A 23,846-nucleotide genomic window follows, 5' to 3' on the forward strand; every position below is an offset into this window, starting at 1 on the left:
GGTGCCTCAGCCGCCGGCCACGGACTGGATGACCATCACCTCCTCCCCGGGTGCGACGACGGTGGCCAGCCCCTCGCGGCGGCGCACGTCCTCGCCCGCCACATAGATGTTGACGTAGCGGCGCAGCGCCCCGGTTTCATTACGGATCCGCCGGTTGAACACCGGATGGACGGCACCAATGGCGTCCAGCAGTTCCGCGACCGTCGTCGGACCCTCGACGTCGAACGCCAACTCCGCGGCGCCGCCGGTGAAGGGGCGCAGCAGACTGGGCACCAGGACTGTGACAGTGCCGTCGTCGGCCATCGCTCAGCCGACGACGGCGGCGCGCACGCAGAGCACGTCCGGCAGGTGGGAGATGGCCTCGGTGAAGCTGGCGCCCTCGTCCGCGCTGGCGTAGACGGACCCGCCCCTGGTGCCAAAGTAGACGCCCACGGGCTCGGCCGTGTCCACGGCCGCGGCATCGCGCAGCACCACGTTGTAGTCCGGGTCCGGCAGCCCGCCGTCCAGCCGCGTCCAGGTTTCCCCGGCGTCGTCCGTGCGGTGCACGGCCAAGTGGCCCTCCGGCGGAATCCGCTCGGCGTCCGCCTTGATCGGGATGACCCAGGCGGTGCCGGAGCGGCGAGGGTGCGTCATCATGACAAACCCGAAGTCCGCCGGCAGTCCGTCCGCGATGGAGATCCAGGTGTCGCCGTTGTCATCGCTGCGGTAGACGCCGTGGTGGTTCTGGGCGAACAACCGTTCGGGGATCTGGGGGTCGCGGGCAATCTTGTGCACGCACTGGCCAAACTCCGGGAGCGGATCCGGCAGGAAGGTGGCCTGGATGCCGTGGTTGCGCGGCTCCCAGCTGGTGCCGCCATCGGTGCTGCGGTAGACCCCGCCGGTGCTCATGGCCATGTGGATGGTGTCCGGGTCGCTGGGGCTGGGCAGCACCGTGTGCGCGGCGGCCCCGCCAAAGCCCGCGCCCCACTCGCTGCGGTGCGGGTGGTCCCACAGGCCCCGGTTGAGCTCAAAGTGCTCGCCGCCGTCGGTTGATTTCCACACCGAGATGGGCTCGCAGCCGGCCCAGACCACGCCCGGGCGCTGCTCGGTGTCCGGGAACAGCTGCCAGACCCGCTCGACGGCGGTTTCCGTGTCCGCAGGGAAGGCAATGGCACCATTTTCCGGTTCAATCCAGGTTGCCCCGAAGTCGTCGGAATGGGCCACGGTGGGCCCCCAGTGCTCGGAGCGGACGCCCACCAGGATGCGGGTGCCGCCATTGCGCGTGTCGATCCCGATGCTGGGGATCTCGTTCATCAGGAAATGAGGTCCGGTGAAGTCGAAGGATTGCCTGTCGGTGCTGGTGCCCAGCCAGAGCCCCTTCTTGGTGCCCACTGCCAACAGGATTTGTGCCGCGCCGTTGCTAGCCATGTCCCCATTCGACCACCGGGGCACGCCGCGGGCAAGACTTCCTAGCCCGGGCGGCTTCCGCTGCGGTCCCCGGTGGAGGCAGACTGGGCGCATGGACCCAAGAGAGCACTCTCGCAACCACTCCAGCCGCAGGTTCGGGACGGGGGCCGGACTGCGCGCGGCAGCCGGGCTGTGCGGTGCAGGATTGGCCGTGTTGCTGGCGGCGGGCTGCACCGGTGCGCCACCGGCCCCCGGCACGGCCACCGGTACAACCAGCGGCACGGCCCCGGGCACCTCCCAGGGCACATCCACGGGCACGGGCACGCTGATTGACGAATCGCGTGCCTCCTCCGCCGCCCCCGCGGACTTCAAATCACGCCGGGAACTGCCCTCCTGTGGCGACATCGTGCTCAAACAGGGCGAAACCATTCCCCAATCGGCCGCCAACTGCCTGGCGTTGGCGGCCACACAGGACGGTGCCGAACTGGCCATTGCCCAGCCGACCACCGAGGGCGACTACATCGTGAGCTTCTACCGGGTCACCCCCCTGATGAACTTCGTGCAGGTCTATGTCGACGCCACCCGGGACCAATTTGGCGCCAAGGAATGGCACACCGGCACGTGCCCCACGGCCCTGGACATCGTCAAGCCCGGCGGCTGCACCCTGTAGGCGGGTCTGCTGCCGCCGCGGCCGGGTGAGCCTCGGCACATACCCCCAGGGGGTACTTGACGCATACCCCCTGGGGGTATAGCTTTGAGCCATGGACACCCAGCAAGAACTGCACGGCCCCCACGGCTACAGCGATGAGAAGCAGGCCTATTTGCGCCGCCTCAAGCGGGCCGAGGGGCAGGTGCGCGGCATCGCCCGCATGGTGGAGGAAGACAAATACTGCATCGACATCCTGACGCAGATCGCCGCCGTCAACAAAGCACTGCATGCCGTGAGCATCGGCCTGCTTGAGGACCACATCGCGCATTGCGTGGTGGGGGCTGCGCATGAATCCCTGCACAAGGATGACCCGCAGATTGTCCAGGACAAGGTCTCCGAGGCCACCGCCGCCATTTCCCGACTTCTGAGGAGCTAGCCATGAGCGCCACCCACCAGCCCGTCACCACCACCGTCAGCATTTCCGGCATGACCTGCGGCCACTGCGTCAGCTCGGTCACCGAGGAGCTGAGCTCCCTGGCCGGCGTCACAGGCGTCAGCATTGAACTGAACAAGGGCGGCATCTCCGAGGCCACCGTCACCTCCTCCCTGACCCTCTCCCCCGCGGAGATCGGCGAGGCCGTGGCCGAGGCCGGCTACCTGGTCGTCGCCAACGAGGCCTAGGCGTCCGCCACCCCGCAGCACCCAAGCATCAAAGGAGCGCCATGAGCGCGGAGCAGATCCTTGCCCAAACGGCCCGGCCGGACACCCACCGGATGGTCGAACTCGACATCGACGGCATGACCTGCGCGTCGTGCGTGGCCCGCGTGGAGCGCAAGCTGGCCAAGATCGACGGCGTCAGCGCCTCAGTGAACCTGCCGCTGGAATCCGCGCAGGTCAGCGTGCCGGCCGGCGTCACCGACCAGCAGATCGTGGATACGGTGAACGCCACCGGGTACAAGGCCCGGCTGAAGACCCCGGCAGGCCGGGAACCCCACGCCGTGGACCACACGGCCCCCGGCCACAACGGCATGGACCACGGTTCCATGGGCCACGACGCCATGGCGGGCGCGGAGCACCAGGACCACCTGGGCCACGGCGGCACGGCCGCAGCACTGCGGCCCCGGCTCATCACCGCCGCCGTGCTCACCGTCCCGGTCTTCCTCATCTCCATGCTCCCGGCCCTGCAGTTCCCGCACTGGGGCTGGGTGGCCGCCGCGCTGTCCCTGCCCGTGGTGAGCTGGTCCGCCTGGCCCTTCCACCGCGCTGCGGCCATCAACGCCCGGCATTTCGCCTCCACCATGGACACGCTGGTGTCCCTGGGCGTGGCCGCGGCATACCTCTTCTCCGCGGTGTCGCTCATCGCCGATCCCCTGCTCACGGCCCACGCCGGCCCCATGGCCGCTGCCATGGGCGCCGGGCATGCGGAGCTCTACTTTGAGGTGGCCGCCGTCGTCGTGACCTTCCTCCTGCTGGGCCGCTACCTGGAGGCGAACGCCAAGGCCAAGGCCGGCGACGCCCTCAAGGCGCTGCTGAGCCTGGGCGCCAAGGACGCCACGGTGCTGCGCAACGGCGCGGAGGCCAAGGTGCCGGCCGAGGACCTGGCGGTGGGCGATGTCATAGTGGTCCGCCCGGGCGAAAAGATTGCGGCCGACGGCGTGGTGGTGGAGGGCTCCTCCGCCGTCGATGCCTCGCTGATCACCGGCGAATCCCTGCCCGTGGATGTGGGCGTGGACGACGCCGTCACCGGCGCCACCGTCAACACCTCCGGCCGCCTGCTGGTGCGCGCCACCCGCGTGGGCGCCGAGACCACGCTGGCCCAGATGGGCCGGCTGGTCAGCCAGGCGCAGTCGGGCAAGGCACCCATTGCACGGCTGGCGGACCGGATCAGCGCCGTGTTCGTCCCGATCGTGCTGGGCCTGGCCGTGCTGACCTTTGCGCTGTGGCTGCTCTTCAGCGGCGACATCCAGGCGGCCTTCACCGCCGCCGTCGCTGTGCTGGTGATCGCCTGTCCCTGCGCCCTGGGCCTGGCCACGCCCGTCGGCCTGCTGACCGGCACCGGCCGCGCCGCGCAGCTGGGCATCCTGATCAAGGGGCCGCAGATCCTCGAGGACACCCGCACGGTGGACACCATCCTGCTGGACAAGACGGGAACCGTCACCTCGGGCAAACTGTCCGTGGCCGCCGTCCGCAGCATGGGCGCCTTGGCGGAAGTGGACATCCTCCGGTTCGCCGGCGCCGTGGAGGCCGCCAGCGAGCACCCCATTGCCCACGCCATTGCCGCCGCCGCACGCACCGATTCCGCCGCGGGGACCCTGCCCGCGGTCACGGATTTCCGTTCCTCCCCCGGCGGCGGCGTGGTGGGCACCGTGGAGGGCCACCGGGTCCTGGCCGGACGGACCGGCTGGCTCACCGAGAACGGCATTGAACTGGACGGCGGACACCTCGCCGCACTGGCCCAGGCCCAGTCGCTGGGCGCCACCGCCATCTGGGTGGCCGTCGACGGCCTGCCCGCCGGGCTCGTGAGCCTGCAGGACACCATCAAAGAGGGGTCAGTGGCTGCCATCGCCAGACTGAAGTCGCTGGGCCTGCGCCCGCTGCTGCTCACCGGCGACAACGCCGCCGTGGCCGCCCAGGTGGCCGCCGCCGTCGGCATTGCGCCGGAGGATGTACTGGCCGATGTACTGCCCGAGGGCAAGGTGGCGGCCGTGCGCCGGCTGCAGGCAGCCGGTGCCACGGTGGCCATGGCCGGCGACGGCGTGAACGACGCCGCCGCCCTGGCCCAGGCCGATCTGGGCATCGCGATGGGCTCCGGCACCGATGTGGCCATCGAGGCCGCGGACCTGACGGTGATGGGCAACGATCTGGGCCAGGTGGCCACGGCCATTGAACTGTCCCGGCGCACGCTGGGCACCATCAAGACCAACCTGTTCTGGGCCTTCTTCTACAACGCCATCGGCATTCCGGTGGCCGCCCTGGGGCTGCTCAACCCGATGATCGCCGGCGCGGCCATGGCCGCCAGCTCGGTGCTGGTGGTGGCGAACTCGCTGCGGCTGCGCCGCTTCGGGCGGTAGCCGCGCCCGGCCGGCGGCATCACGGGCTAGGTGCGCCGGGCATCCACCGGCACCACCAGCACCGGCCGGCCCTGCCGGTGGGTCAGGTGCACGGCCACGGAGCCGATCAGCAACTCCTCGAACCGCGCCCCCAGGCTGTGTTCACGGGTTCCGACAACAATCATCGCGGCATCCAATTCCTCCGCCAGCCGGCCCAGTGCCCTGGCCGGCTCGCCCTCCAGGACCCGGAAGGACCACTTGAGCGGGAGCGGATCCAGCTCTGCGGCGAGCAAGGCCTCCAGCCCGGCGGCCGCGTTCTCGGCGTCGTCGCGGATCTTGGTGGGGCCGGACAGGAGTGCATTCGTGCCGCCGTGGGCGCCGTCGTCGGGCTCGGGGACCAGGAACGTGGTGACGTCCACATAGGCGCACACCAGCTCCACCCCCAGCGCCGCGGCAAGGTCTGCGGCCCGCCGCCGCACCACGGCATGCTGGCCGGGCGAGACACCCGCCACAATGGGGCCGCCGCTCCCCTCGGTGGGACGGTTGGACCCCGTTGCAGCCGGTTCGGCGGCCATGGCCACTCCTTATCGCTCGCGCTTGTCCCTAAGGGTAGCCCCCGGCGGCGGCGCCGTCTCCAGTGCGGCTAGTGCTCCGAGACCACGCGGGCGGGTTCGCGGCGGACCAGCAGCGGTTCGACGCCGCTCGCGTGCTCGCGCGCCGGCACTTCGGTGCCGCGCAGCTCGTCCAGGCGCACCACGACCACGCCGCCCACAATGAGCGCACCGCCCAGCAGCTGGACCGCCCGTGGCAGCTCGCCCAGCAGCAGCCAGGCCCAGATCACGGCGAAGAGCACCTCGAAGAGCGCCAGGAAGGACGCCACCTTGGACCCCAGCCCGCGGGTGGCAATGATCCCGGCGATGTAGGCGAACACCGTCGTGACGAGGACCAGGCCCAGGATGGGCACCAGCCAGCTCACCTGGGTGCTGGCAAACACGGCGTCGGCGGCGGAAAACGTCATCGGCATGACGCCCGCCATGCCCAGCCCAAAGATCATCGCCGCGCCCACGGCCATGCCGCCACCGGCCATCAGCACCGGCGGAACGTTGTCGTCGGCGCGGGCGGACATGAGAAAGAATGCGGCAGAGCACACGGCGGCTGCCAGGCCCCACAGGATGCCCTCGGTGCTGATCTTCTGCGCGCCGCCCAGGTCAAGGACCAGGACCAGGCCGCCCATCGCAAACACCGCACCCAGGATGGTCAGCAGCCGCGGGCTGGTGCGCGTGCGGGCCCAGGCCAGCAGGACCAGCAGCACGGGCGAGAGGTATTCGAGCAGCAACGCCACGCCCACGGACAGGTGCTGGACGGCGTTGAAGTAGAAGAGCTGGCACAGCGCAATCGGGACAATGCCGTACAGAGCCACGCGCGGGAGCGACCGCTTCACGTTGTCCCAGTGGCGCACCAGCGTGAGGACCACGGGGACCAGCAGCACGACGGCGGCGCCGCCAATGCGGACCGCGACAGCCGCACCCGGGGACCAGCCGCTCTCAAAGAGCGATTTGGCGAACGAGCCGGAGAGCGCAAACGCCGACGCCGAAATCAGGGCGAAGAGCAGCGCCGGCGAGGCAACGCGGGAGTGAGTCTGGGCAGTCGTCATGAGGCGCATCCATGGGGGTTGTCACGAGTAAAAGTAGTTATACTGGTGACACTACGCCCCACGCTTGTCAGGAGTCAACGTGATCTTTGCCCATGACACCGAAATTGCCCTGGTGTCTGCTGCCGCGCTGATCAACACGGCCGAGGCCACCCCGGATTCGATGTCCACACTGGCGGATCTGGACGCCTTTGTCCTTGAGCAGCAATTCAGCGGATCCCGCACCCATGACGAGGGGGAACTGAAGGCCGTGCGCCGCATGCGCGGCCAGCTGCGGGCCATCTGGACAGCTCCCGAGGACGAGGCCGCAGGGCTGGTGAACCAGCTCCTGGCCCAGGCCAAGGCACTCCCCCAGCTGGTCAAACACGACGGCTGGGATTGGCACCTGCACGCCACCCCTCCCGCCGCACCGCTGGCCCAGCGGATGGGCACCGAGGCCGCCATGGCACTGGTGGACGTCATCCGCAGCATGGAACTGGACCGGCTGCGCGTGTGCGCCGCCGACGACTGCCGGGCCGTGCTGATCGACCTCTCCAAGAACCGCTCCCGGCGCTATTGCGACACCGGCAACTGCGGCAACCGCGCCAACGTGGCCGCCTACCGCCGCCGCAAGGCCGGCACCGCCGGCTGACGACGGCCCCGAGGGCCGGCCGGCTGAGCCGGACCCTAGGGCCGGCCGCGGCGCTGCAGCGCTGCGGGGGCCCGTGATTGTCCCCAGCCGTTCCCACGGCTCGCAAGCTCGCCGTGGGCCCAGGCCGGCCGCGGCCGCGTGGAGATCCCGAACCCCCGGTAACCGAGCACGCGCCGGTGGTCGAGCCTGTCGAGATCCCGCGGGCTAACCACTCGATGCACGGGGTAAATCACACAATCAGCCCGTACCAGCTAGCAACTCATTCGAATATCAGAACCGGCACCAAAGCGGCTGCAAACACCGCACTTTCCTGCACAGGCATAACTTGGCATCCCTTTATCCACAGATTCAATGAGTTTTGTTCTAAACATATTCAATTGATTTTGACTCAATTAGAATATATGTATGGATTGGTTTGATGGCGCCGGAGACGGTCGAGATGGTGGGGCCGGGTGGAGCGCGGGCGATGCCGCGACCCTCTCCGAGGTGTCCTTGGTCGATACCGGTTCGGCCGGCATGGCCCGTGGGGTGGACGCCTCGTCGGGGCGGGCTGCCCCGGATGGGGCCGGTTCCGGTTCTGCCGGGGATGACGGGAACCACGACGTCGGTGGGCACCTGCACGCCGTGCTCCGCCTGGCCCTGGCCGCCGCCGCGCAGGCCGGCCCGGGCGGGTTCGGCCCCGCCGCACTCGGCCTGGCCGCCCTGCCCGATTTGGAGCTGGCCGTCCTGGCCGGCCAGCTGGAAACCCTCTCCCGGCACCTGGACGCGCTCAAGGTCCGCTGCGCCGGCGAGCTCGCCGTCCGCACCCTCGCCGGCCGGTACCGGGACACCGGGGCCGCGACCCCGGTGGCAATGCTCCGGGACGCCCTGGCCATCTCCGGGGCCGAGGCGGCCAGGCGGCTCGCCCTGGCCGCGGCGTTCCTGCCCGCCGTCGATCCGATCAGCCAAACCGTGGCCCCGCCGAAGCAGCCGGTGCTCGGTGCCGCGTTCCTGGCCGGGAACTGTTCGCTGGAGAACGCGCTGGTGGCTTCCCGGGCCGTGGCCGAGGCCTCCCGCCTGGCCGCCGGCGGACGGATCGGCGCCGCGGAGGTGGACGCAGTCGAGGCGTCCCTGGCGGACACGGCCTGTTCGGAGTCCCCGGACTTCCTGGCCCGGGTCGCCCGCCGCATCCTGGCGCACCTGGACCCGGACGGCCAGGAACCCACCGAGGCGGAGCTGCTGGCGAAGGAGGGCATCCATTTCGGGGCGCCCCGGCGCGGCCTGGTCCGCTTCGAGGGGCACCTGACCCAGCTCTCCTACGAGGAGCTGATGGCCGCGATCGGCACCGGCACCAACCCGCGCACCACCGCCGGCATCCCGGCCGGCGTGGCCGTGCCCGGGCAGGGCGCCCCGCCGGACTGGGCCACCGGCACCGGAACTGACACCGAACCCGCATCCTCTGCGCCCGGGGACGGGGCTGGCGGGGTAGCCGGCGCCGGGGCTCTGCCACGGGGAGCGGCGGAGGCCTCGGACGGCATGGCCGGGGCGGGCGGCCCGCCACGCACCACCCCGGACGCGTTCCCCGGGGCGGGGACCTTGGGCACCGGCAATCCCGGCGTTCCGGGCACCGGCGATCCTGCCACCGATGCGGAGGCGCTGCTGGAATCCGCCGACCCGGCCGGCGTCGACCCCGACGTCGCCCGCAGGCTCCTGGCCGAACAGCGGCCCCGCCCGCAACTGCTGCTGCACGCCCTGCTGGACTGCGTCCGCCTCGCCGCCCGCACCGACACCCTGCCCGACAACGGGGGCCTGCACCCGCAACTGTTCATCACCATGACCCTGGCCGAGCTCGCCGCCGGTCCCGGCAGCGCCGCCGTCCCCCACAGCGGCCCGATCCCGGCCGCCGCGATCCGCACGGCCGCCTGCGACGCCGGCCTCATCCCCGCCGTCCTCGGCGCGGAGGGCGAAATCCTCGACGTCGGCCGGTCCCAGCGCCTCGTCCCGCCGCACATCCGCAGGGCGCTGCTCATCCGCGACCGGGGCTGCGCGTTCCCGGGCTGCGACCGGCCCCCGCAATGGACCGACGCCCACCACATCGTTTACTGGTCCAACGGCGGGGACACCTCGGTGGACAACTGCGTGCTGCTGTGTTCCTACCACCACCACCTCATCCACCACACCGGCTGGGAGGTCGAATCCGTGCACGGCATCCCCTGGTTCACCCCGCCCCCATCCATCGACCCGCAACGGCGGCGCCTGCGCAATAGGTTCCACCACGCCGGGGAACGCGGCGGCTGACACGCGGTGCCGGGGGCCGCCGGGGCCTTGGTCTCGATGACAGGCTCGACCAGCGGGGCCATGCACAGCCGAATCTCCACGTGGCCGCAAGCGGCCTCGGTCGATCGCCGTGGCCGGGCCCACGGCCGCGGGGTGCTCGGCATTGCCGAGTCTCGATGACAGGCCCGGCCAGCGGACACAGGCGGGTGACACCGGCTCGGGCGGTCTCGACAGGCCCGACCAGCGGGAGGCGCAGCCGTGCCGCGCCGGCCCGCCCTTAAAACACAGAGCGGGCCGTCCCTTGTGGGGAGGCCCGCTGTGCGTTGGTGCGAGTGTTACTTCATGGTTCCGGCCGAAACCGAACCCTGCAGCTGGCGCTGGAAGATGATGTAGACAATCAGCACGGGGATCACCGTGATGACGACGGCGGCGAACAGGGCGCCGAAGTCGACGGCGTAACCCATCTGGCCGGCAAAGGCACCAATGCCCTGGGAGAGCACCTTTTGGTCCTCCTTGGTATTGAGCGCCACAGGAATCAGGTACTGGTTCCACAAGCCCAGGAAGTTGAAGATGGCCACGGAGGCAAGGCCCGGCTTGGCCATCGGCAGCATCACCTGGAAGAACGTCCGCCATTCGCCGGCGCCGTCAATGGAGGCTGCCTCGCTGATTTCGTGCGGCAGCGCCTTGAAGAAGGAGAACAGGAAGAACACCGTGAACGGCAGCGCGAAGGCGACGTAGACGATGATCAGGCCCGGGCGGGTGTTCAGCAGGCCGGTGTTCTTCAGCACGAAGAACAATGGCACGATCGCCAGGAAGATCGGGAACGTCAGGCCGGCCAGCATCAGCGTGTAGATCGCCTTGCTGCCGGGGAAGACGAACCGTGCCAGGACGTAGGCGGTCATGGAGCCCAGGACCATGACGATCAGGAGGGCCAGGCCCACGACGATCACGGTGTTCAGGAAGTAGGTGCCAATGCTGGCCGAGGTCCAGGCCGTGGCATAGTTCTTGAAATTGAAGCTGGCGGGCAGCCCGAACGGCGAGGCAAAGATCTCGCTCGTCGTCTTGAAGGAGGACAGCACTGTCCACAGCAGCGGCAGGATCACGATCAGCGCCCAGATCGAGAGCATCACGTGGGAGACGCCTGCAACGGCCCTGTCCCCGGGGGTGTCCTTCGGCTTGCGCTTGATGATCAGTGCGGAGTCGGGCACCGGCTTGGTGGCAATTTTAGTGGACATTAGAGGGACACATCCTTATCGCCGCCGGAGAGCTTGTTGACCAGGAAGACGATGCCGGCAAAGATCAGCGTGATCGCGGCCAACACCACACCCATGGCACAGGCAAGGCCGAACTGGCCCTTGGAGAAGGCGGTGGAGAACAGTTGCTGGCTCATCACCAGCGTGGAGTTGTTGGGGCCACCGCCGGAGTTCAGTGCGGACATGTAGACGAACGCATCCAGGGCCAGGATGCCCATGTAGATGTACGCCGTCTGGATGTTGTCGCGGATCAGCGGGATGGTGATGCTGATGGCGGTGCGGAAGCGGCCGGCGCCGTCAATGCGGGCGGCCTCGAAGATCTCGGCGGGGATGCCCTTGATGCCGGCGATGAAGAGCACCATGTAGAAGCCCACAAAACCCCAGACGATGACGAACATCGAGGCGATCATGGCCGTGCTCTCGTTGCCCAGCCAGGCGAAGTCCTTGAACTGGTCCAAACCGACACCGGTCAGCAGGCCGTTGAGCAGACCGCTGCTGGGATCGTAGACGGCGCCCCAGATGATCCCGACCACGATCGCGGGGATCACATACGGGAAGAACGAGACAACGCGGTAGAAGCTGGAGCCGCGCAGGCCCTTGATCTGTCCTCGGCTGCTGCCCCCAACGGTCACCAGCGAGGCCAGAATGAGGCTAAGCACGATGGTGATGATCGGCAGGAAGATGCCCAGGATGATGCTGTTTCCCACGGACTTCATGAAGATGTCGTCCTGGAAGAGCTTTACATAGTTGTTCAGGCCAACGAAGTCCATCTTGGCGCTGAAACCGGTCCAGTTCGTCAGCGAGTAGTACATCGCTTGGATGAACGGGGAGATCACAAAGACCAGGTAGATGACCAGGGGGATGCCCAGGAAGACCACCATGAAGCTGATCTTGTCGAAAGACAGGTTTATCCGGCGACGCCGGGCAGCGGCGGGGAGGCCGCTGCCCGACTTCACTTCGTTGCTGAGTTGGGTCACTTCACTTCAATCTTCTTAACGGAGCTATCGTTACGGACCTTGTCCGTGATCTTCTGCAGATCCCCGGTCAGGGTGGCGACGTCGCTCTTGCCATCCAGGAAGGTGTTCCAGACAACCAGCTGGTCCTTGTTCATACCGTAAAGGTCAATGAAGTTCCAGGTGAAGATGTTGGAACCGGCGCCATCCAGAAGCTTGGTCTGGGAGACCAGAGCGGTGGAGCCGAAGCCATCGGCCGGGACGGTGCCCTTGACGATGGTCGGAGCCAGCTTGGTCTTGGCGAAGTTGGTTGCGGCATCCTTGGAGAGCATGGTGCGCAGCAGCTCCTTGCCGCCGGCAACGTTCTTGCCGCCGGAGGGGATGATGAACGGCTCGCCCGAGGCGGAGTGCAGGCCTTCGAAGGGCAGCTTGGAGCCGGTGGTTGCGGTCGGAACCGGTGCACCAGTCATCTTGAAGCCAGCCTTGGTCTGGTCCTTCATCTCGTTCTCGATCCACGAACCGGACGGGTACAGCAGAGCATCCTGGTTGTTGCTCCACTGTGCCTGTGCGGCAGTGAACTTGGTGCCGGAACCACCGGGCTTGAAGAAGCCGGCGTCGACGATCTTCTTAATGCCGGCGAACACGGACTGCAGGGCCGGGTGGGACCAGGCATCGGCTTTGAGGTTCTCCAGGCCGAGGCGGACGTCGTCGCCGCCTTCCTTGATGGCGGAGGCGATGGCCATTTCCTGGTAGTACGTGGCGGCTTCCATGCCCCATACGAACAGGTACTTGCCCTTTTCCTTCGCCTTGACGCCCAGCTCGTAGGCCTCATCCCAGGTCTTGGGAACGGTCCAGCCGTTCTCCTCGAACAGGGACGCGGAGTGCCACATTGCGTAGACGGTCAGCACGTAGTTCAGTGCAGCCAGCTTGCCGTCGAAGGTGCCCGGAGCCAGCACGCCGGCGTACAGGGAGTCCTTGATGGAGGTGCCTTCGAGGTTCTTGGCGGCCACGACGCTGGAGAGGTCTTCGAGCTGGTCCAAGATGGTGGAGAAGCCGATGGCCTTGGCACCAGAGTTGTCGATCAGGTCCGGCGGGTTGCCACCAACGAAGCGCGGCTGCAGTTCCTGGGCGATGTCCGTCGACGGGGCGATCTTGGCAGTGGTACCGGAGTGGTTCTTCTCCAGCAGCTTGCCGGCGTACTCGACGTAGTCGATGCCGTAGCCACCCTTGAAGATGACGGCGTCGATGGTCGAGCTGTCGGCCATGCCGAACGGGTTGGCGTCAGAAACGGTGCCACCGGCAGCGGCCGACGGAGTAGCGCTGCCGCCACCGGCACATGAAGCCAGGGCGCCGCCCACGGGAACAAGTACAGCGGTGGCCAGGACGCCGCGCAGGAAGCCGCGACGTTCCAGAGGTTTGTTCTGAATGCTCATTCTTAGTACTGCCTTCCATTGATGGTGCGAATTGAATCGGTACTGCCTTCTTTGTTGCCGTACTGCTGGTGGTGCATCAGGCATCGCGCCTGATTCTGTCCCCGTAAAGGTCTTCAAGAGCCCTGTTGTGCTCGTCGCCGCCCGGAATGTTTGCAGAAACATAGATGGGCGGCTTCTCCCCGGCACTGGCAAGGCGGTGGACCGTCTCAATCGTCAACAGCTGCGCGATGAACGCACCGGTGATGGATGACACGGCCCCGACACCTCCCCCGCCGGAAACTTCCAGGGTGGTGTCGCCAAACGGCGCCTTGTTATCGATAACAATATCCGCAACTTCACTGAGACGCACGCCACTTGGATGCTTTGCGTCGACGGCATTGGTGTGTTCCAGGCTGGTGACGGCAATCACGGTGTGGCCGGCGGCCTTCGCCCGCAGCGCCAGGCCCACAATGGAGCCGTTGACGCCGGAGTTGGAGGCAATGATGAACACGTCGCCCGGGTGGACCGGGGACAGGTCGAAAAGTTCGTCGACGACGGAGGGGTCGCGTTCCAGCGAGGAGCCGGCGAGGATGGCGGCGTCGCGGCGCCCGCGCAGCACGACATCGCGCAGGGCGATCTTGTTGGTCGGGATCAGCCCGCCGGCGCGGCCCGCGATTTCCATCGCAAAGGCCTCGGAGTGGCCGGTGCCAAACGCATGCACCACTCCTCCGGCCGAGATCGAGGCGGCCAGGGCGTCCACCGCGGCGGCCAGGGCGCCATTGCGCGCCTCGGTGGCCAGCGCCTCAAGGCGCGAGGCGACCTCGGAGTGGAAGCCGGCGATGGACTCAGACATGGTTCTTCCTCCGGCTCATTCCCGTGGGCACACCGCTCGCGGCGTTGTCCGCGCGGACCTCGGCCCGGGTGGGGCGCCGGTGCGGCGCCACGGCCATGGCGGAGGAGGCCAGTTTGGCGGTGGTCTGGGCGAAGTTGACCTGGGCCACCAGCAGGTAGATCAGGTCCAGGACCAGCAGCTGCACGTGCTTGGCCGAGAGGTCGTCCGGCTGCAGGAACTGCTCGTGGACACTGGTGATGATCTGCAAGTCGGCGGCCTCGGCCAGTGGCGAGCCCGGGTTGTTGCTCAACGCGATGGTAAGCGCACCCGCCGCGCCGGCCTGGCGGAGCATCTGGATGGTCTCCTCGGTCCGGCCGGTGTTCGAGATGCCGATGGCCACGCAGTTGCTGTCCTGGATGGCGGCACTGGTCAGGCCGGCGTGCACCTCGGACCAGTAATGCGAGTTCACACCAATGCGGTAGAGACGGGATTGGAGCTCCATGGCCATGACGGCGCTGCCCCCGATGCCGTAAATGTCCACATGCGAGCACAGGGCCAGGCGGCGGGCAATCTTGTTCATCAGGGCCAGGTCCATGATGGCCGCCGTCTCTTCCAGCGAGCGGGTGTGCGCGCTGACGAGGGTGCTGAGCACGTCGCGCGGCGAGTCGTCGGGGCCGAAGGAGCGGCCGATGTCGGCCTTCCAGGACTCGCGGGCATCGCTGCGTCCAAGGTCGGTGGCAATGCTGACGCGGAAGGGAACGTAGCCGGCGTAGCCCAGGAGCCGGCAGAAGCGGGTCACGGTGGCCGGAGAGGTTCCGGTCTTCTCGCCCAGCTCCATGATGGACAGCTGCAAGGGTGCCTGCGGGTGCTGGAGGAGGAAGGTTCCGATCTTCGCCATTGCGGTAGGCATCTCGGGTAGCTTGGCCTGGATACGGTTCACCACGCCGACGGCAGCGCCTGCTGCAAAGGGGGTGGTGGTGCTCGTCATGTGAAAATCCGTTTCTTGATTCGGGCTGGTGTATGAAAACTATTCTCATACCCAGTGTTAGTCAAGTCACACTTCAGGCACGGAATGGTAACGATGCAAAGATTTCTCGCGATCGACGCCGGCGGAACCTCCACCCGGGCGGTCATTGTGGACGCCTCCGGACGCTGCCTCGGCTACGGCCGATCGGGCACAGGAAACCCCATATCCAGCGGCATCCATGCGGCTTTGGCATCCCTGGGCGAAGCGGCCGAGAAGGCGCAGCAGGGTGTGCCCGGAGGCGCAGCGGCGCTGGCCGGCGCGGCGGTTGCGATGGCCGGCGCATCGGTCCAAACCCATGCACATCTCTTTCAAGAACGCCTTGCCACGGTCGGCCTCGCCGGTGACCTAGTGATTGAATCTGATCTTTTGGCAGGCTTTTATTCCGGGACATTTCATGACAATGGCTATGCGCTGGTTGCCGGAACCGGGGCCGTGGGCGCGCGCATCAAGGGCGGCAGGCTGGACGCCGTGGGCGACGGCGCGGGCTGGCTTTTGGGCGACGAAGGGTCGGGATTCTGGCTGGGCCGCGAGGTGGTCCGTGCCGTGGTGGCCGCACTGGATGGACGCGGGGCGCCCACGGCCTTGACGGCGCTGCTGCTCCACGAGGTGGGGGTTTCCGGGGAAACCGGGGAACGCCGGGACGGCCGTTCGCTCGCCCAGCAGGCGCTCATGAACGCCGTCTACGCACTGCGGCCGGTGGAGTTGAGCAGGTTTGCCCCGCTGGCGTTTGCCCCCACGGGCGATGCGGTGGCGGCGGAGATCCTGGACCGGGCCGCAGCGGCGCTGGCGCGGACCCTGGCCGCGGTGTTGGACCCCGCGGTCTGCGGGCCGCTGGTCTTTGCCGGCAGCGTGCTCACCAGGGGCTCGGCGGTGGCCACGGCGGTGCTGGCGGCGGTTGGCCCGCTGCCGGGCAGTGCCGGAGGGGCGGCAACCGCAACCCCCGCGGAGGACGGCATGGTGGGGGCCGCCGTCGTCGCCCTGCAGCGTTCGGGCATTCCCGTGGATGCGGATGTGCACGCCCGGATATCGGCCAGCCTGGCCACCCTGCGGTAGCCCGGGGCAGCGCTGGCTGGGTGGATCAGGCGGAGGCCGGGCCGCCGCCGTCGGTCTTGGCCTGGCGGTCCTTCTCCTGCTGCTGCGCGAGGCGCTCGGCCGAGGTGAGGTTGACTCCGGAGCCCTGGCCCAGGTGCGGGGCGTTTTCCTTGTGGCTCATGGACAGCATGGCGGACACCACGAGGGCGACCACGAAGGCGATGCCGAAGGCGATGGAGGCCAGATCCCAGCGCGGCTGGTGGCTGGTGCCGCCGGTGGAGGTGATCAGGGTGACGACGCCGGCGACGAGGGCCAGCACGGTGGAGAACATCAGGGGGGCCTTGACCGAAGTCTTGGGTCCGCCAGACTTCTGCGGTGTTGGGTTGGCCACGTTCTTCCTCCTGGTTGGCCGCTGGTGCGGCATCATTCGTGCGGGTCCATCCCCGCGGCCGGCCTGGATCGCCGGACATTGGTTCTACGCAACGTAGAACCTCTACCGTCTAGTTTACGGCCTTTGCCGCGGCACCGGCGTCGTGCCGGATGGTCAGGGCGGCGAGCAGCCACAGTGCACCGGTGACCAGCGCTCCTCCGCCACTGACGCCCAGCAGCGCATGGGCGCCGCCGCCGATGACGAACGGCAGCACCGCAGCGGTGCCCAGGAGCACCACGCCGGAGATGGTCCAGTCGCGGGCCAGCACGCTGCGGCCCTTGCGGACCAGCCCGGCGTAGAGTTCGCCCAGGCCCAGCAGGGCCAGCGACACCGCGCCGTACCAGCCAAACAGCGGCTCGGAGCCGGCCACGGCAATGACGACGCCGGCCACGGCCAGGTGCGCGGCGGGCACGGCCAGCGCCAATGCCGGGGCGCTGGTGCCCGGCAGCGCCAGGCGGCGGAGCAGGAAGAACTGGGCGGCGGCCAGCAGGACAAAGCCTGTGCCGGCCAGGGCGGCCATGCCGGCGGCACTGGGGGCACCCCAGAAGACGGTGGCGGCACCGAAGGCCAGGGCCACTACCGCGCGCAGCAGCACGGGCAGCCACAAGGTGGCATCGGCCGGGCTGGCGGGCGCGGTGGAGGCGGGACGGGGTACGGCGTGTTCACTCACCCCTCCAGTTTAGGGTGCGCTCAGTGTGCGCCCGTCCGGATCCAGCGTCCGGTGCGGACGCGCAGTCCCAGGGTCAGCGCCCGCGCTGCCATGTAGCCTGCACCAAAGGCCACCCACAGCCAGCCCAATCCCGCCGGCACATCCCCCGGCTGGGCGTGCGCCACCCAGAGCAGCAGCGGCAGATATGCCGCCAGGTTGGCCAGCCCGGCCAGCGCCAGGTACCGCGCGTCGCCGGCCCCGATGAGCACGCCGTCGAGCACAAAGACAAAGCCCGCCACCGGTTGCGCGGCGGCCATCACCAGCAGCGCCGGCGTCAACGCCGCGTGCACCCCCGGATCGGTGCTGAAGATCCAGCCGATGAAAGGCGCCGCGGCCGCCAGCACTGCACCGGTGAGCACGCCAAAGCCCAGCCCCCAGATGACCATGGTCCGGGTAAGCTCCCGCACTGCCGCGGTGTTGCCGGCACCAAGTTCCTTGCCGATGAGTGCCTGGGCGGCGATGGCCAGGGCATCCAGGGCGAAGGCGAGGAAGGTGAAGATGGTCATGGCCAGCTGGTGCGCGGCCAGGTTCAGCGGGCCCTGGGCGGTGGCCACCAGCACCGTGGCCAGGATCGCCACGCGCAGGCTCAGCGTGCGCAGCATCAGAGCGCTGCCCACCCGGGAAAGGGCCCGCACGCCGGCCCAATGCGGACGCAACCCCACCCCCTGCGCGCGGGCGGCGCGGGCCACCATCACCAGGTAGACAGCGGCCATGGCCCACTGCGCCAGGACCGTGCCCAACGCCGACCCCGCGACGGAGAGCCCCAGTCCGTAGACGAGGCCAAAGTTCAGCGCGATGTTTGCCGTGAAACCAGCACCGGCCACCAGCAGCGGGGTTCTGGTGTCCTGCAGTCCGCGCAGCACGCCGGTGGCGGCCAGGACCACCAGCAGGGCCGGGATGCCGGCGGTGCTGATCCGCAGGTACTGTTCCGCGTAGTCCAGCACGGCGCCGCGGGCACCCATGCCGTGCAGCAGCGGGCCGGCGGCCAGAAACCCGGCCACCGTCAGGACCGCGCCGAGCACGACGGCGAGCCAGAGCCCGTCGCGCCCGGCGGCCAGCGCATCCGACCGCCGCCCCGCACCCACCAGCCGCGCTACGGCCGGGGTGGTCGAATAGGCCAGGAAGACCATCAGGCCGACGGCGCTCTGCAGCACGGTGGCGGCCAGGCCGACGCCGGCCAGCTGGTCCACGCCAAGGTGGCCCACTATGGCCGAGTCCGCCAGCAGGAACATCGGCTCGGCAATGAGGGCACCGAAGGCGGGCAGGGCCAGCGCCAGTATCTGGCGGGCAAGGGGTTGTTTGGGCACCATCCAACCCTAGCGGCGCGGGTGGGGTTCAGTTTCGGCAATGACGGCGGCCATGATGGTCCGCAGCGCCGCCACCACCTGCGCCACGCCGCCGCGCTCCAAGGCCTCCGGCCGGGCCAGGATGTCGATGCGCCGCCCCAACACGGGGGCAGCCAGCGGGCGCAGGACCAGTGCCGGGAACAACTGGCGGGCCACGGTGTAGCGCGGAACCAGCGCGGCCAGTCCGCCACCCTCCACCAGCGACGCCGCGACAAAGAACTCGTTGATCCGGTGCCGCACCACCGCTTCTTCCCCCGCCAGCGTCTGGATGAGCTCGATGGCGCCCTGCAGCGGGAAGCCCTGGCGCACCGCCACCCATTCCACCCCGCGCAGGTCCGCCGGCACGAGGGTCTGTTTGGCCGCCAGCGGGTGGCTCCGCGCCAGGGCGATGTCCAGCGGCTCGAACGCCAACGGCACCACTGCCACCGAGTCCGGCCACGGAGGGCTGTTGGGCAACCTGTGCGCCAGCACCAGGTCATAGTCGGCCACCAACGACGGGAAGTCCTGTTGCGCCACATCGGCGTCGCCAAGCATCAACTGCGGACCGCCGTCGTGCACAAATTCCGCCGCCAACCGGCGGAAAAGCGCCAGCCCGGCGCTGTGGAAGGCGGCCACCCGCACCTGGGCGCGGGCATCGTGCCGAAAGCTCCCCACCGCCGACTCGGCCCGTTCCATCGCCACCTCGACACCGACGGCGGCCCGCGCCAAGGCCAGCCCGGCGGGGGTGAGCGCCGTGCGGCGTCCATCCCGGAAGGTCAGCGGGGTGCCGGCCCGCCGCGCCAGGGCGCTGAGCTGCTGGGAAATGGACGACGGCGTGACGTGCAGTGCCCTTGCGGCCGCGGCAATGCTGCCCCGCTCGCTGAGCTCGCGCAGTGCGCGCAACTGCCCCAGTTCCATCATGGGCGGTCTCCGCCGCGCACAGGCACTCCAAGCAAATACATGACCTCAAGCTAATGGAATGGACATCAAATAGGTATCTTGTCCTGTTGTTTCTACCAGCAAAGACTGGAGTGGTGAAGACTTTCTGGACCCGCTTCGGCGTGGATATGGCATTGCTGGGCGTGGCCATTGTGTGGGGGTCCAGCTATCTGGCCGCCAAGGAGCTGACCGAGGAGGCCTCCGTTCCGGCGGTCTTGGCGGTCCGCTTCGGCATCGCCAGCGTGGCGCTTGGCGGCCTGTGGTTCTGGCGGGTCCGACGGCTGCCGGGCCGGGCCGAACTCGCCGCCGGCGTGCTGCTGGGCCTGACCCAGGCAGCCGTGCTGCTGCTGGAGACGGCAGGGGTGGCGCAGACACAGGCCACCAACGCCGGGCTGATCATCTCGCTGGCTGTCATTTTCACCCCGCTGGTGGACTCGGCTGCCCAGCGCCGCTGGCTGCCGCCCGGTTTCTTCGCGGCCGCCGTCGTTTCCGTGGTGGGGGTGGCGCTGCTGGTCTCGCCCCAGGGCTTCCGGGTGCCGAACGCCGGGGACCTGCTGATGCTGGCGGCGGCGGCCGTGCGGGCCGTGCATGTAACGCTGCTCGGCGCCCTGACCCGGGACAAGCCCTACAGTTCGGTGACGGTGACGTTCCTCCAGAGCGTGGTGTGCGCGGTGCTCGCTTTGGCCCTTGACCCGGCGGGATCGGTGGCCGCCGTCGCCGCTTTTAGCCCGGCACAGTGGGGTTGGGCCCTCTACCTGGGCCTGGCGTGCAGCGTGTTCGCCTTCCTGGCGCAGCTGTGGGCCGTGCGGCGCACCTCGGCCTCCCGGGCCAGCCTGTTGATGGGCACGGAGCCCGTCTGGGCGGTGGCCACTGGGTTGCTGGTGGCGGGGGAACGGCTGGGCTGGATTTCCACTTTTGGAGCGGCGCTCATCGTCGCTGCGGGCTACGCGGGCCAGCGCATCGAGGCGAAGTTCCGCCAGCGCACCGCCGGCCCAACTGAGTCGCAGTTATGCCACTCACCGGTGAGTGGCATAACTGCTACATAGTTGGGCTAGTAGCCGCCGCCGGCAGTGGAATCGGCGGCCATGTTGGAGAAGCGCGAGTAGTGGCCCTGGAAGCCCACCACCAGGGTCTTGGTGGGACCGTTTCGGTGCTTGGCCACAATGACGTCGGCCTCGCCGGCGCGCGGGGATTCCTTGTCGTAGATGTCCTCGCGGTGCAGCAGGATGACCATATCGGCATCCTGCTCGATGGAACCGGATTCGCGGAGGTCGGAGACCATGGGCTTCTTGTCCGTGCGCTGTTCGGATCCACGGTTCAGCTGGGACAGCGCCACCACGGGGACCTGGAGTTCCTTGGCCAGCAGCTTGAGGGCACGGGAGAACTCGGAGACTTCCTGCTGGCGCGACTCCACCTTCTTGCCGGAGGACATCAGCTGGAGGTAGTCGAGCACCACCAGTTTGAGGTCGTGCTGCTGCTTCAGACGGCGGCATTTGGCCCGGATCTCCATCAGGGACATGTTGGGGCTGTCGTCAATGAACAGCGGGGCATCATTCATCCGGCCCATGGTGGTGGCGATCTTGGACCACTGGTCGTCCTTGACGGTTCCCTTGCGCAGGTCCTGCAGGCTGATGGTGGCCTCGGCCGAGAGCAGGCGCATCGCGAGCTCGTTGCGGCCCATTTCCAGCGAGAAGATCACCGTGGCCATGTTGTGCTTGATGGCCGCCGAGCGGGCCCAGTCCAGCGCAAAGGTGGACTTTCCGACGGCGGGGCGGGCGGCGATGACGATCATCTGGCCGGGGTGCAGACCGTTGGTGAGCTCGTCGAATTCATAGAAGCCGGTGGGGACACCCGTCATCCCCTGGCCGCGGTGGCCGGAGGCCTCGATCTCGTCCACGGTGGATTCCATGACGTCCTTCAACGCCACATAGTCCTCGGAGGTGCGGCGCTCGGCCACTTTGAAGATCTCCGCCTGGGCGGCGTTGACAATGTCCTCGACCTCGCCGTCGTTGGCGTAGCCCATCTGGACGATCTTGGTGCCGGCGGTGACCAGGCGGCGCAGCACGGCGCGCTCGGAGACGATCTCGGCGTAGAAGCCGGCGTTCGCCGCGGTGGGGACGGACTGGATCAGCTGGTGCAGATAGGCCGGGCCGCCCACCTTGGCGATTTCCTGGCGCTTGGTCAGCTCATCTGCCACGGTGACGGCGTCGGCCGGCTCGCCGCGGCCGTAGAGGTCAAGGATGGCCTCGTAGATGGCCTCGTGCGAGGGGCGGTAGAAGTCGTTGCCTCGCAACACCTCCACGACGTCGGCGATGGCGTCCTTGGAGAGCATCATGCCGCCGAGGACGCTCTGTTCCGCCACCAAATCCTGCGGCGGGGTGCGGGCAAAGTCCGACTCTCGCGAGTGTCCTGCCGTTTCTGCTGGCGCTGACATGGTGTTGTGCCCACTTTCCTGGCCGCGGTGCGTGCCTGTGGTGTGCCGCGGAGCGGTCCACCTGAGTTGCTGCTTCTGTCCTACCAGCAGGCACCGACATCGCGCCGGTTCACTGGGGGATGCTGCTACGTTATGCCACGGATCCTCCCCCACCAACCCCGTTGTCCACCGCCCCTGTGGATAACGTGTGAACAACGCGGCGTGTCTTGTGCACAGGCTGGGGAGAAGGTTGTGGATATCTTTGTGTAAAAGTCCACAACCACCCTCTGACCTGCGCAAACGCTCCACACAGGCTGTGGAAGAAAAGAAGTTTTCAACTATTTTTCATCCACAGACAGGGGAAAATCCGCCCCTTCCACCAGGTTGACAGGAGCACCAAACAGCTATACCGCGGGGGATATCCACAGCGGGCGGTCCAGCCTGTGGATGTGGCGCAGATCCCCTCCGGCATGGTTCGTCCGGACGCCGCACGCCCAGGCGCCGCGGGCCACGCAGGGGCACGCAGGGGGCACGCAGGGCGGAAGCGGGGCGGAAGCGGGGCGGAAGCGGGGCGGCGGCGCGCACCGCGGCCGGCGCCGCGCCGGACCCGAGGCCGGCACCGGCAGCCATCCACGCCTGGACGCCAGCTCCATTGGTCAGATGAATGTCTGCGAAAAAGCCAATAGGCCATGACACCCCGAAGGGTAGGGCCGAGGCACAGCGAAATTGTGGATTGACGAACGGATGAGATTAATCAAGTGCATGAATTTGCCCACACCACAGATCGGATGTTTAGGCCTCCAGATCCGGTCCCAACCCGCCCGGACAATTGGCCGGCCGCGCCGCGCCGCACACCATTCTCCGCGGCCTGCCGGTGGCCTAAGCTCAGGGTATGGACTGGATCATCGTTGCCATTGTGGCCGTCGTAGGATTTGCACTGCTGCGGTGGGCCGCCACGTCGGGCGGCTCCTCGTCCCGTGGGATGAGCGACGCCGACAGGTACCAGCAGGAGCTGGCGCGCCGCTCGGCCGCCAGCACCGCCGCACAGGCCCAGGCATTGGCCTCGCGCCGGGCGGCGCACCCCGCCGGCCGGACGGGCTACTCGGACAGCAGCGCCTTCCGCAGCACCCCTGCGCAGGGGCAGAATGCCACGCACGGCCAGAACCTCCCGGCGCACGGACAGAACGCCGCCCCGCAGACGGGCGGCATCGACCCCGCCCTGCTCCTGCAGGTCCAGGGCATGCTCCGCGGCGGGCAGAAGATCCAGGCCATCGCACTGCTGCGCAAATACACCAACATGGGCCTGTCCGAGGCCAAGAACTTCGTGGATAGGCTGTGAGCATGGCCGAAAACAAGACGGTGGCCACGGCTGTGCCGCCCCGGGAGTTCATCGCCGGCGTGGAGCCGGCGGTGCGCCGCAACGACGCCCTGGTGCTGCTTGAAATCATGGAAGAGATCTCGGGGCAGCCCGCCACCATGTGGGGTCCATCCATGCTTGGCTTCGGGCACCACCACTACGCCTACGAATCCGGGCGGGAGGGCGACACCTTCGCCGTCGGATTTTCACCCCGCAAGACCAGCCTGGTCCTCTACGGACTGCTCTTCGAAGGCGCGGATCTGACGCGCCTGGGCAAGTTCAAACGCGGAGTGTCCTGCGTGTACATCACCAGGCTGTCCGACGTCGACCCTGCCGAGCTCGAGCGGCTCATCCGCGAGGGCTTCGAACGCTTCCACAACCCCTAGGCCCACCGCCGAACGTCCGCGAACCGGCATTTGTGGCCAGTGTTGGGCCACCCGACTGGCCACAAATGCCGGTTCGCGCGGGCAGGCCGTGGGCAAAACAAAGGGCCCCCACCGCAACGGTGGAGGCCCTTCGTATTTGCTAAGGACTACTTACG

24 protein-coding genes are annotated in these 23,846 nt (G+C 68.3%); 10 read left to right on the forward strand and 14 right to left on the reverse strand.

All coding sequences use genetic code 11. The annotated features are described in order from the left end of the window. Positions 1–6: 6 nt before the first annotated feature. Positions 7–303 carry a MoaD/ThiS family protein gene (locus ACQCSX_RS13395; protein ID WP_427015801.1) on the reverse strand — a complete coding sequence of 99 codons (297 nt, stop codon included), beginning with the start codon at positions 301–303 and terminating at the stop codon, positions 7–9. Between the two features lie 3 nt (positions 304–306). Next, complete coding sequence (locus ACQCSX_RS13400) at positions 307–1,407, reverse strand: WD40/YVTN/BNR-like repeat-containing protein (RefSeq protein WP_427015802.1); 1,101 nt, start codon at positions 1,405–1,407, stop codon at positions 307–309. 91 nt (positions 1,408–1,498) lie between these two features. Here ACQCSX_RS13400 and ACQCSX_RS13405 point away from each other — a divergent pair, with 91 nt between their 5' ends. The 4 genes from ACQCSX_RS13405 to ACQCSX_RS13420 all read left to right on the forward strand — a co-directional run bounded on the left by ACQCSX_RS13405 (position 1,499) and on the right by ACQCSX_RS13420 (position 5,106). Further along, complete coding sequence (locus ACQCSX_RS13405; RefSeq protein ID WP_427015803.1) at positions 1,499–2,056, forward strand: hypothetical protein; 558 nt, start codon at positions 1,499–1,501, stop codon at positions 2,054–2,056. A gap of 91 nt (positions 2,057–2,147) precedes the next feature. Next, positions 2,148–2,471 (forward strand): metal-sensitive transcriptional regulator, encoded by a 324-nt coding sequence (locus ACQCSX_RS13410; protein ID WP_427015804.1) that lies wholly within the window; start codon positions 2,148–2,150, stop codon positions 2,469–2,471. A gap of 2 nt (positions 2,472–2,473) precedes the next feature. Continuing rightward, the gene (locus ACQCSX_RS13415; protein WP_427015805.1) at positions 2,474–2,716 is read left to right on the forward strand and encodes a heavy-metal-associated domain-containing protein; all 243 of its coding nucleotides are present in this window, start codon (positions 2,474–2,476) and stop codon (positions 2,714–2,716) included. A gap of 41 nt (positions 2,717–2,757) precedes the next feature. Next, positions 2,758–5,106 (forward strand): heavy metal translocating P-type ATPase, encoded by a 2,349-nt coding sequence (locus tag ACQCSX_RS13420; protein ID WP_427015806.1) that lies wholly within the window; start codon positions 2,758–2,760, stop codon positions 5,104–5,106. Between the two features lie 26 nt (positions 5,107–5,132). On the opposite strand, the gene ACQCSX_RS13425 is transcribed toward ACQCSX_RS13420, so the two are convergent. Together ACQCSX_RS13425 and ACQCSX_RS13430 are read right to left on the reverse strand one after the other, a co-directional pair. Further along, a complete protein-coding gene (locus ACQCSX_RS13425; protein WP_427015807.1) occupies positions 5,133–5,660 on the reverse strand; it encodes a universal stress protein in 528 nt (175 codons plus the stop codon). A gap of 68 nt (positions 5,661–5,728) precedes the next feature. Beyond that, positions 5,729–6,739 carry an EamA family transporter gene (locus ACQCSX_RS13430; RefSeq protein WP_427015808.1) on the reverse strand — a complete coding sequence of 337 codons (1,011 nt, stop codon included), beginning with the start codon at positions 6,737–6,739 and terminating at the stop codon, positions 5,729–5,731. 79 nt (positions 6,740–6,818) lie between these two features. On the opposite strand from ACQCSX_RS13430, the gene ACQCSX_RS13435 reads away from it, so the two are divergent. Both ACQCSX_RS13435 and ACQCSX_RS13440 read left to right on the forward strand, forming a co-directional pair. Then, a complete protein-coding gene (locus ACQCSX_RS13435; protein ID WP_427015809.1) occupies positions 6,819–7,367 on the forward strand; it encodes a CGNR zinc finger domain-containing protein in 549 nt (182 codons plus the stop codon). Between the two features lie 405 nt (positions 7,368–7,772). Continuing rightward, positions 7,773–9,644, forward strand: a complete 1,872-nt coding sequence (locus ACQCSX_RS13440; protein ID WP_427015810.1) for a DUF222 domain-containing protein — start codon at positions 7,773–7,775, stop codon at positions 9,642–9,644. Positions 9,645–9,958: 314 nt separating this feature from the next. Here ACQCSX_RS13440 and ACQCSX_RS13445 read toward each other — a convergent pair whose 3' ends face one another. From ACQCSX_RS13445 to ACQCSX_RS13465, 5 genes are all read right to left on the reverse strand, one after another. Then, entirely contained in the window at positions 9,959–10,858 is a 900-nt protein-coding gene (locus tag ACQCSX_RS13445; protein WP_427015811.1) for a carbohydrate ABC transporter permease, read from the reverse strand. After that, on the reverse strand, positions 10,858–11,757 hold the full coding sequence (locus ACQCSX_RS13450; RefSeq protein WP_427019050.1) for a carbohydrate ABC transporter permease: 900 nt from the start codon (positions 11,755–11,757) through the stop codon (positions 10,858–10,860). Before ACQCSX_RS13450 ends, ACQCSX_RS13445 begins: the two co-directional genes overlap by 1 nt. Positions 11,758–11,849: 92 nt before the next feature. Further along, positions 11,850–13,262: an N-acetylglucosamine/diacetylchitobiose ABC transporter substrate-binding protein gene (gene ngcE, locus ACQCSX_RS13455; RefSeq protein WP_427015812.1), complete on the reverse strand. Its 1,413-nt coding sequence runs from the start codon at positions 13,260–13,262 to the stop codon at positions 11,850–11,852. Between the two features lie 76 nt (positions 13,263–13,338). Then, the gene (locus tag ACQCSX_RS13460) at positions 13,339–14,094 is read right to left on the reverse strand and encodes a sugar isomerase domain-containing protein (protein WP_427015813.1); all 756 of its coding nucleotides are present in this window, start codon (positions 14,092–14,094) and stop codon (positions 13,339–13,341) included. Then, positions 14,087–15,061, reverse strand: coding sequence for a MurR/RpiR family transcriptional regulator (locus ACQCSX_RS13465; protein ID WP_427015814.1), 975 nt, complete (start codon positions 15,059–15,061; stop codon positions 14,087–14,089). Before ACQCSX_RS13465 ends, ACQCSX_RS13460 begins: the two co-directional genes overlap by 8 nt. A 93-nt stretch (positions 15,062–15,154) precedes the next feature. Here ACQCSX_RS13465 and ACQCSX_RS13470 point away from each other — a divergent pair, with 93 nt between their 5' ends. Beyond that, a complete protein-coding gene (locus ACQCSX_RS13470) occupies positions 15,155–16,153 on the forward strand; it encodes an N-acetylglucosamine kinase (protein ID WP_427015815.1) in 999 nt (332 codons plus the stop codon). A 25-nt stretch (positions 16,154–16,178) separates the two neighbouring features. On the opposite strand, the gene ACQCSX_RS13475 is transcribed toward ACQCSX_RS13470, so the two are convergent. The 4 genes from ACQCSX_RS13475 to ACQCSX_RS13490 form a co-directional block, all read right to left on the reverse strand. Next, entirely contained in the window at positions 16,179–16,523 is a 345-nt protein-coding gene (locus tag ACQCSX_RS13475) for a hypothetical protein (protein WP_427015816.1), read from the reverse strand. Between the two features lie 109 nt (positions 16,524–16,632). Then, a complete protein-coding gene (locus tag ACQCSX_RS13480; protein ID WP_427019121.1) occupies positions 16,633–17,232 on the reverse strand; it encodes a hypothetical protein in 600 nt (199 codons plus the stop codon). Positions 17,233–17,252: 20 nt separating this feature from the next. Next, a complete protein-coding gene (locus ACQCSX_RS13485; protein ID WP_427015817.1) occupies positions 17,253–18,581 on the reverse strand; it encodes an MATE family efflux transporter in 1,329 nt (442 codons plus the stop codon). 6 nt (positions 18,582–18,587) lie between these two features. Then, on the reverse strand, positions 18,588–19,517 hold the full coding sequence (locus ACQCSX_RS13490; protein WP_427015818.1) for a LysR family transcriptional regulator: 930 nt from the start codon (positions 19,515–19,517) through the stop codon (positions 18,588–18,590). A 113-nt stretch (positions 19,518–19,630) separates the two neighbouring features. Here ACQCSX_RS13490 and ACQCSX_RS13495 point away from each other — a divergent pair, with 113 nt between their 5' ends. Next, positions 19,631–20,581: a DMT family transporter gene (locus tag ACQCSX_RS13495; protein WP_427015819.1), complete on the forward strand. Its 951-nt coding sequence runs from the start codon at positions 19,631–19,633 to the stop codon at positions 20,579–20,581. 5 nt (positions 20,582–20,586) lie between these two features. On the opposite strand, the gene dnaB is transcribed toward ACQCSX_RS13495, so the two are convergent. Further along, positions 20,587–21,969, reverse strand: a complete 1,383-nt coding sequence (gene dnaB / locus ACQCSX_RS13500) for a replicative DNA helicase (RefSeq protein WP_427015820.1) — start codon at positions 21,967–21,969, stop codon at positions 20,587–20,589. Positions 21,970–22,840: 871 nt separating this feature from the next. Between dnaB and ACQCSX_RS13505 the strand changes: the two genes are divergently transcribed. Together ACQCSX_RS13505 and ACQCSX_RS13510 are read left to right on the forward strand one after the other, a co-directional pair. Then, positions 22,841–23,287, forward strand: a complete 447-nt coding sequence (locus ACQCSX_RS13505) for a hypothetical protein (protein ID WP_427015821.1) — start codon at positions 22,841–22,843, stop codon at positions 23,285–23,287. 2 nt (positions 23,288–23,289) lie between these two features. After that, on the forward strand, positions 23,290–23,691 hold the full coding sequence (locus ACQCSX_RS13510) for a DUF1801 domain-containing protein (protein WP_427015822.1): 402 nt from the start codon (positions 23,290–23,292) through the stop codon (positions 23,689–23,691). Positions 23,692–23,846 lie beyond the last annotated feature (155 nt).

Origin of the sequence: Pseudarthrobacter sp. P1 (assembly GCF_050156935.1) — a bacterium.
Classification (GTDB): domain Bacteria; phylum Actinomycetota; class Actinomycetes; order Actinomycetales; family Micrococcaceae; genus Specibacter.

What these genes read in the sequence shown, in the direction of transcription:
- ACQCSX_RS13400 (WP_427015802.1), bottom strand. Translation starts at nt 1,407, where the DNA reads ATGGCTAGCAACGGCGCGGCACAAATCCTGTTGGCAGTGGGCACCAAG.
- ACQCSX_RS13425 (WP_427015807.1), bottom strand. Translation starts at nt 5,660, where the DNA reads ATGGCCGCCGAACCGGCTGCAACGGGGTCCAACCGTCCCACCGAGGGG.
- ACQCSX_RS13465 (WP_427015814.1), bottom strand. Translation starts at nt 15,061, where the DNA reads ATGACGAGCACCACCACCCCCTTTGCAGCAGGCGCTGCCGTCGGCGTG.
- ACQCSX_RS13395 (WP_427015801.1), bottom strand. Translation starts at nt 303, where the DNA reads ATGGCCGACGACGGCACTGTCACAGTCCTGGTGCCCAGTCTGCTGCGC.
- ACQCSX_RS13420 (WP_427015806.1), top strand. Translation starts at nt 2,758, where the DNA reads ATGAGCGCGGAGCAGATCCTTGCCCAAACGGCCCGGCCGGACACCCAC.
- dnaB (WP_427015820.1), bottom strand. Translation starts at nt 21,969, where the DNA reads ATGTCAGCGCCAGCAGAAACGGCAGGACACTCGCGAGAGTCGGACTTT.
- ACQCSX_RS13410 (WP_427015804.1), top strand. Translation starts at nt 2,148, where the DNA reads ATGGACACCCAGCAAGAACTGCACGGCCCCCACGGCTACAGCGATGAG.
- ACQCSX_RS13450 (WP_427019050.1), bottom strand. Translation starts at nt 11,757, where the DNA reads ATGGTGGTCTTCCTGGGCATCCCCCTGGTCATCTACCTGGTCTTTGTG.
- ACQCSX_RS13405 (WP_427015803.1), top strand. Translation starts at nt 1,499, where the DNA reads ATGGACCCAAGAGAGCACTCTCGCAACCACTCCAGCCGCAGGTTCGGG.
- ACQCSX_RS13460 (WP_427015813.1), bottom strand. Translation starts at nt 14,094, where the DNA reads ATGTCTGAGTCCATCGCCGGCTTCCACTCCGAGGTCGCCTCGCGCCTT.
- ACQCSX_RS13430 (WP_427015808.1), bottom strand. Translation starts at nt 6,739, where the DNA reads ATGACGACTGCCCAGACTCACTCCCGCGTTGCCTCGCCGGCGCTGCTC.
- ACQCSX_RS13470 (WP_427015815.1), top strand. Translation starts at nt 15,155, where the DNA reads ATGCAAAGATTTCTCGCGATCGACGCCGGCGGAACCTCCACCCGGGCG.
- ACQCSX_RS13440 (WP_427015810.1), top strand. Translation starts at nt 7,773, where the DNA reads ATGGATTGGTTTGATGGCGCCGGAGACGGTCGAGATGGTGGGGCCGGG.
- ACQCSX_RS13415 (WP_427015805.1), top strand. Translation starts at nt 2,474, where the DNA reads ATGAGCGCCACCCACCAGCCCGTCACCACCACCGTCAGCATTTCCGGC.
- ACQCSX_RS13490 (WP_427015818.1), bottom strand. Translation starts at nt 19,517, where the DNA reads ATGATGGAACTGGGGCAGTTGCGCGCACTGCGCGAGCTCAGCGAGCGG.
- ngcE (WP_427015812.1), bottom strand. Translation starts at nt 13,262, where the DNA reads ATGAGCATTCAGAACAAACCTCTGGAACGTCGCGGCTTCCTGCGCGGC.
- ACQCSX_RS13510 (WP_427015822.1), top strand. Translation starts at nt 23,290, where the DNA reads ATGGCCGAAAACAAGACGGTGGCCACGGCTGTGCCGCCCCGGGAGTTC.
- ACQCSX_RS13505 (WP_427015821.1), top strand. Translation starts at nt 22,841, where the DNA reads ATGGACTGGATCATCGTTGCCATTGTGGCCGTCGTAGGATTTGCACTG.
- ACQCSX_RS13445 (WP_427015811.1), bottom strand. Translation starts at nt 10,858, where the DNA reads ATGTCCACTAAAATTGCCACCAAGCCGGTGCCCGACTCCGCACTGATC.
- ACQCSX_RS13485 (WP_427015817.1), bottom strand. Translation starts at nt 18,581, where the DNA reads ATGGTGCCCAAACAACCCCTTGCCCGCCAGATACTGGCGCTGGCCCTG.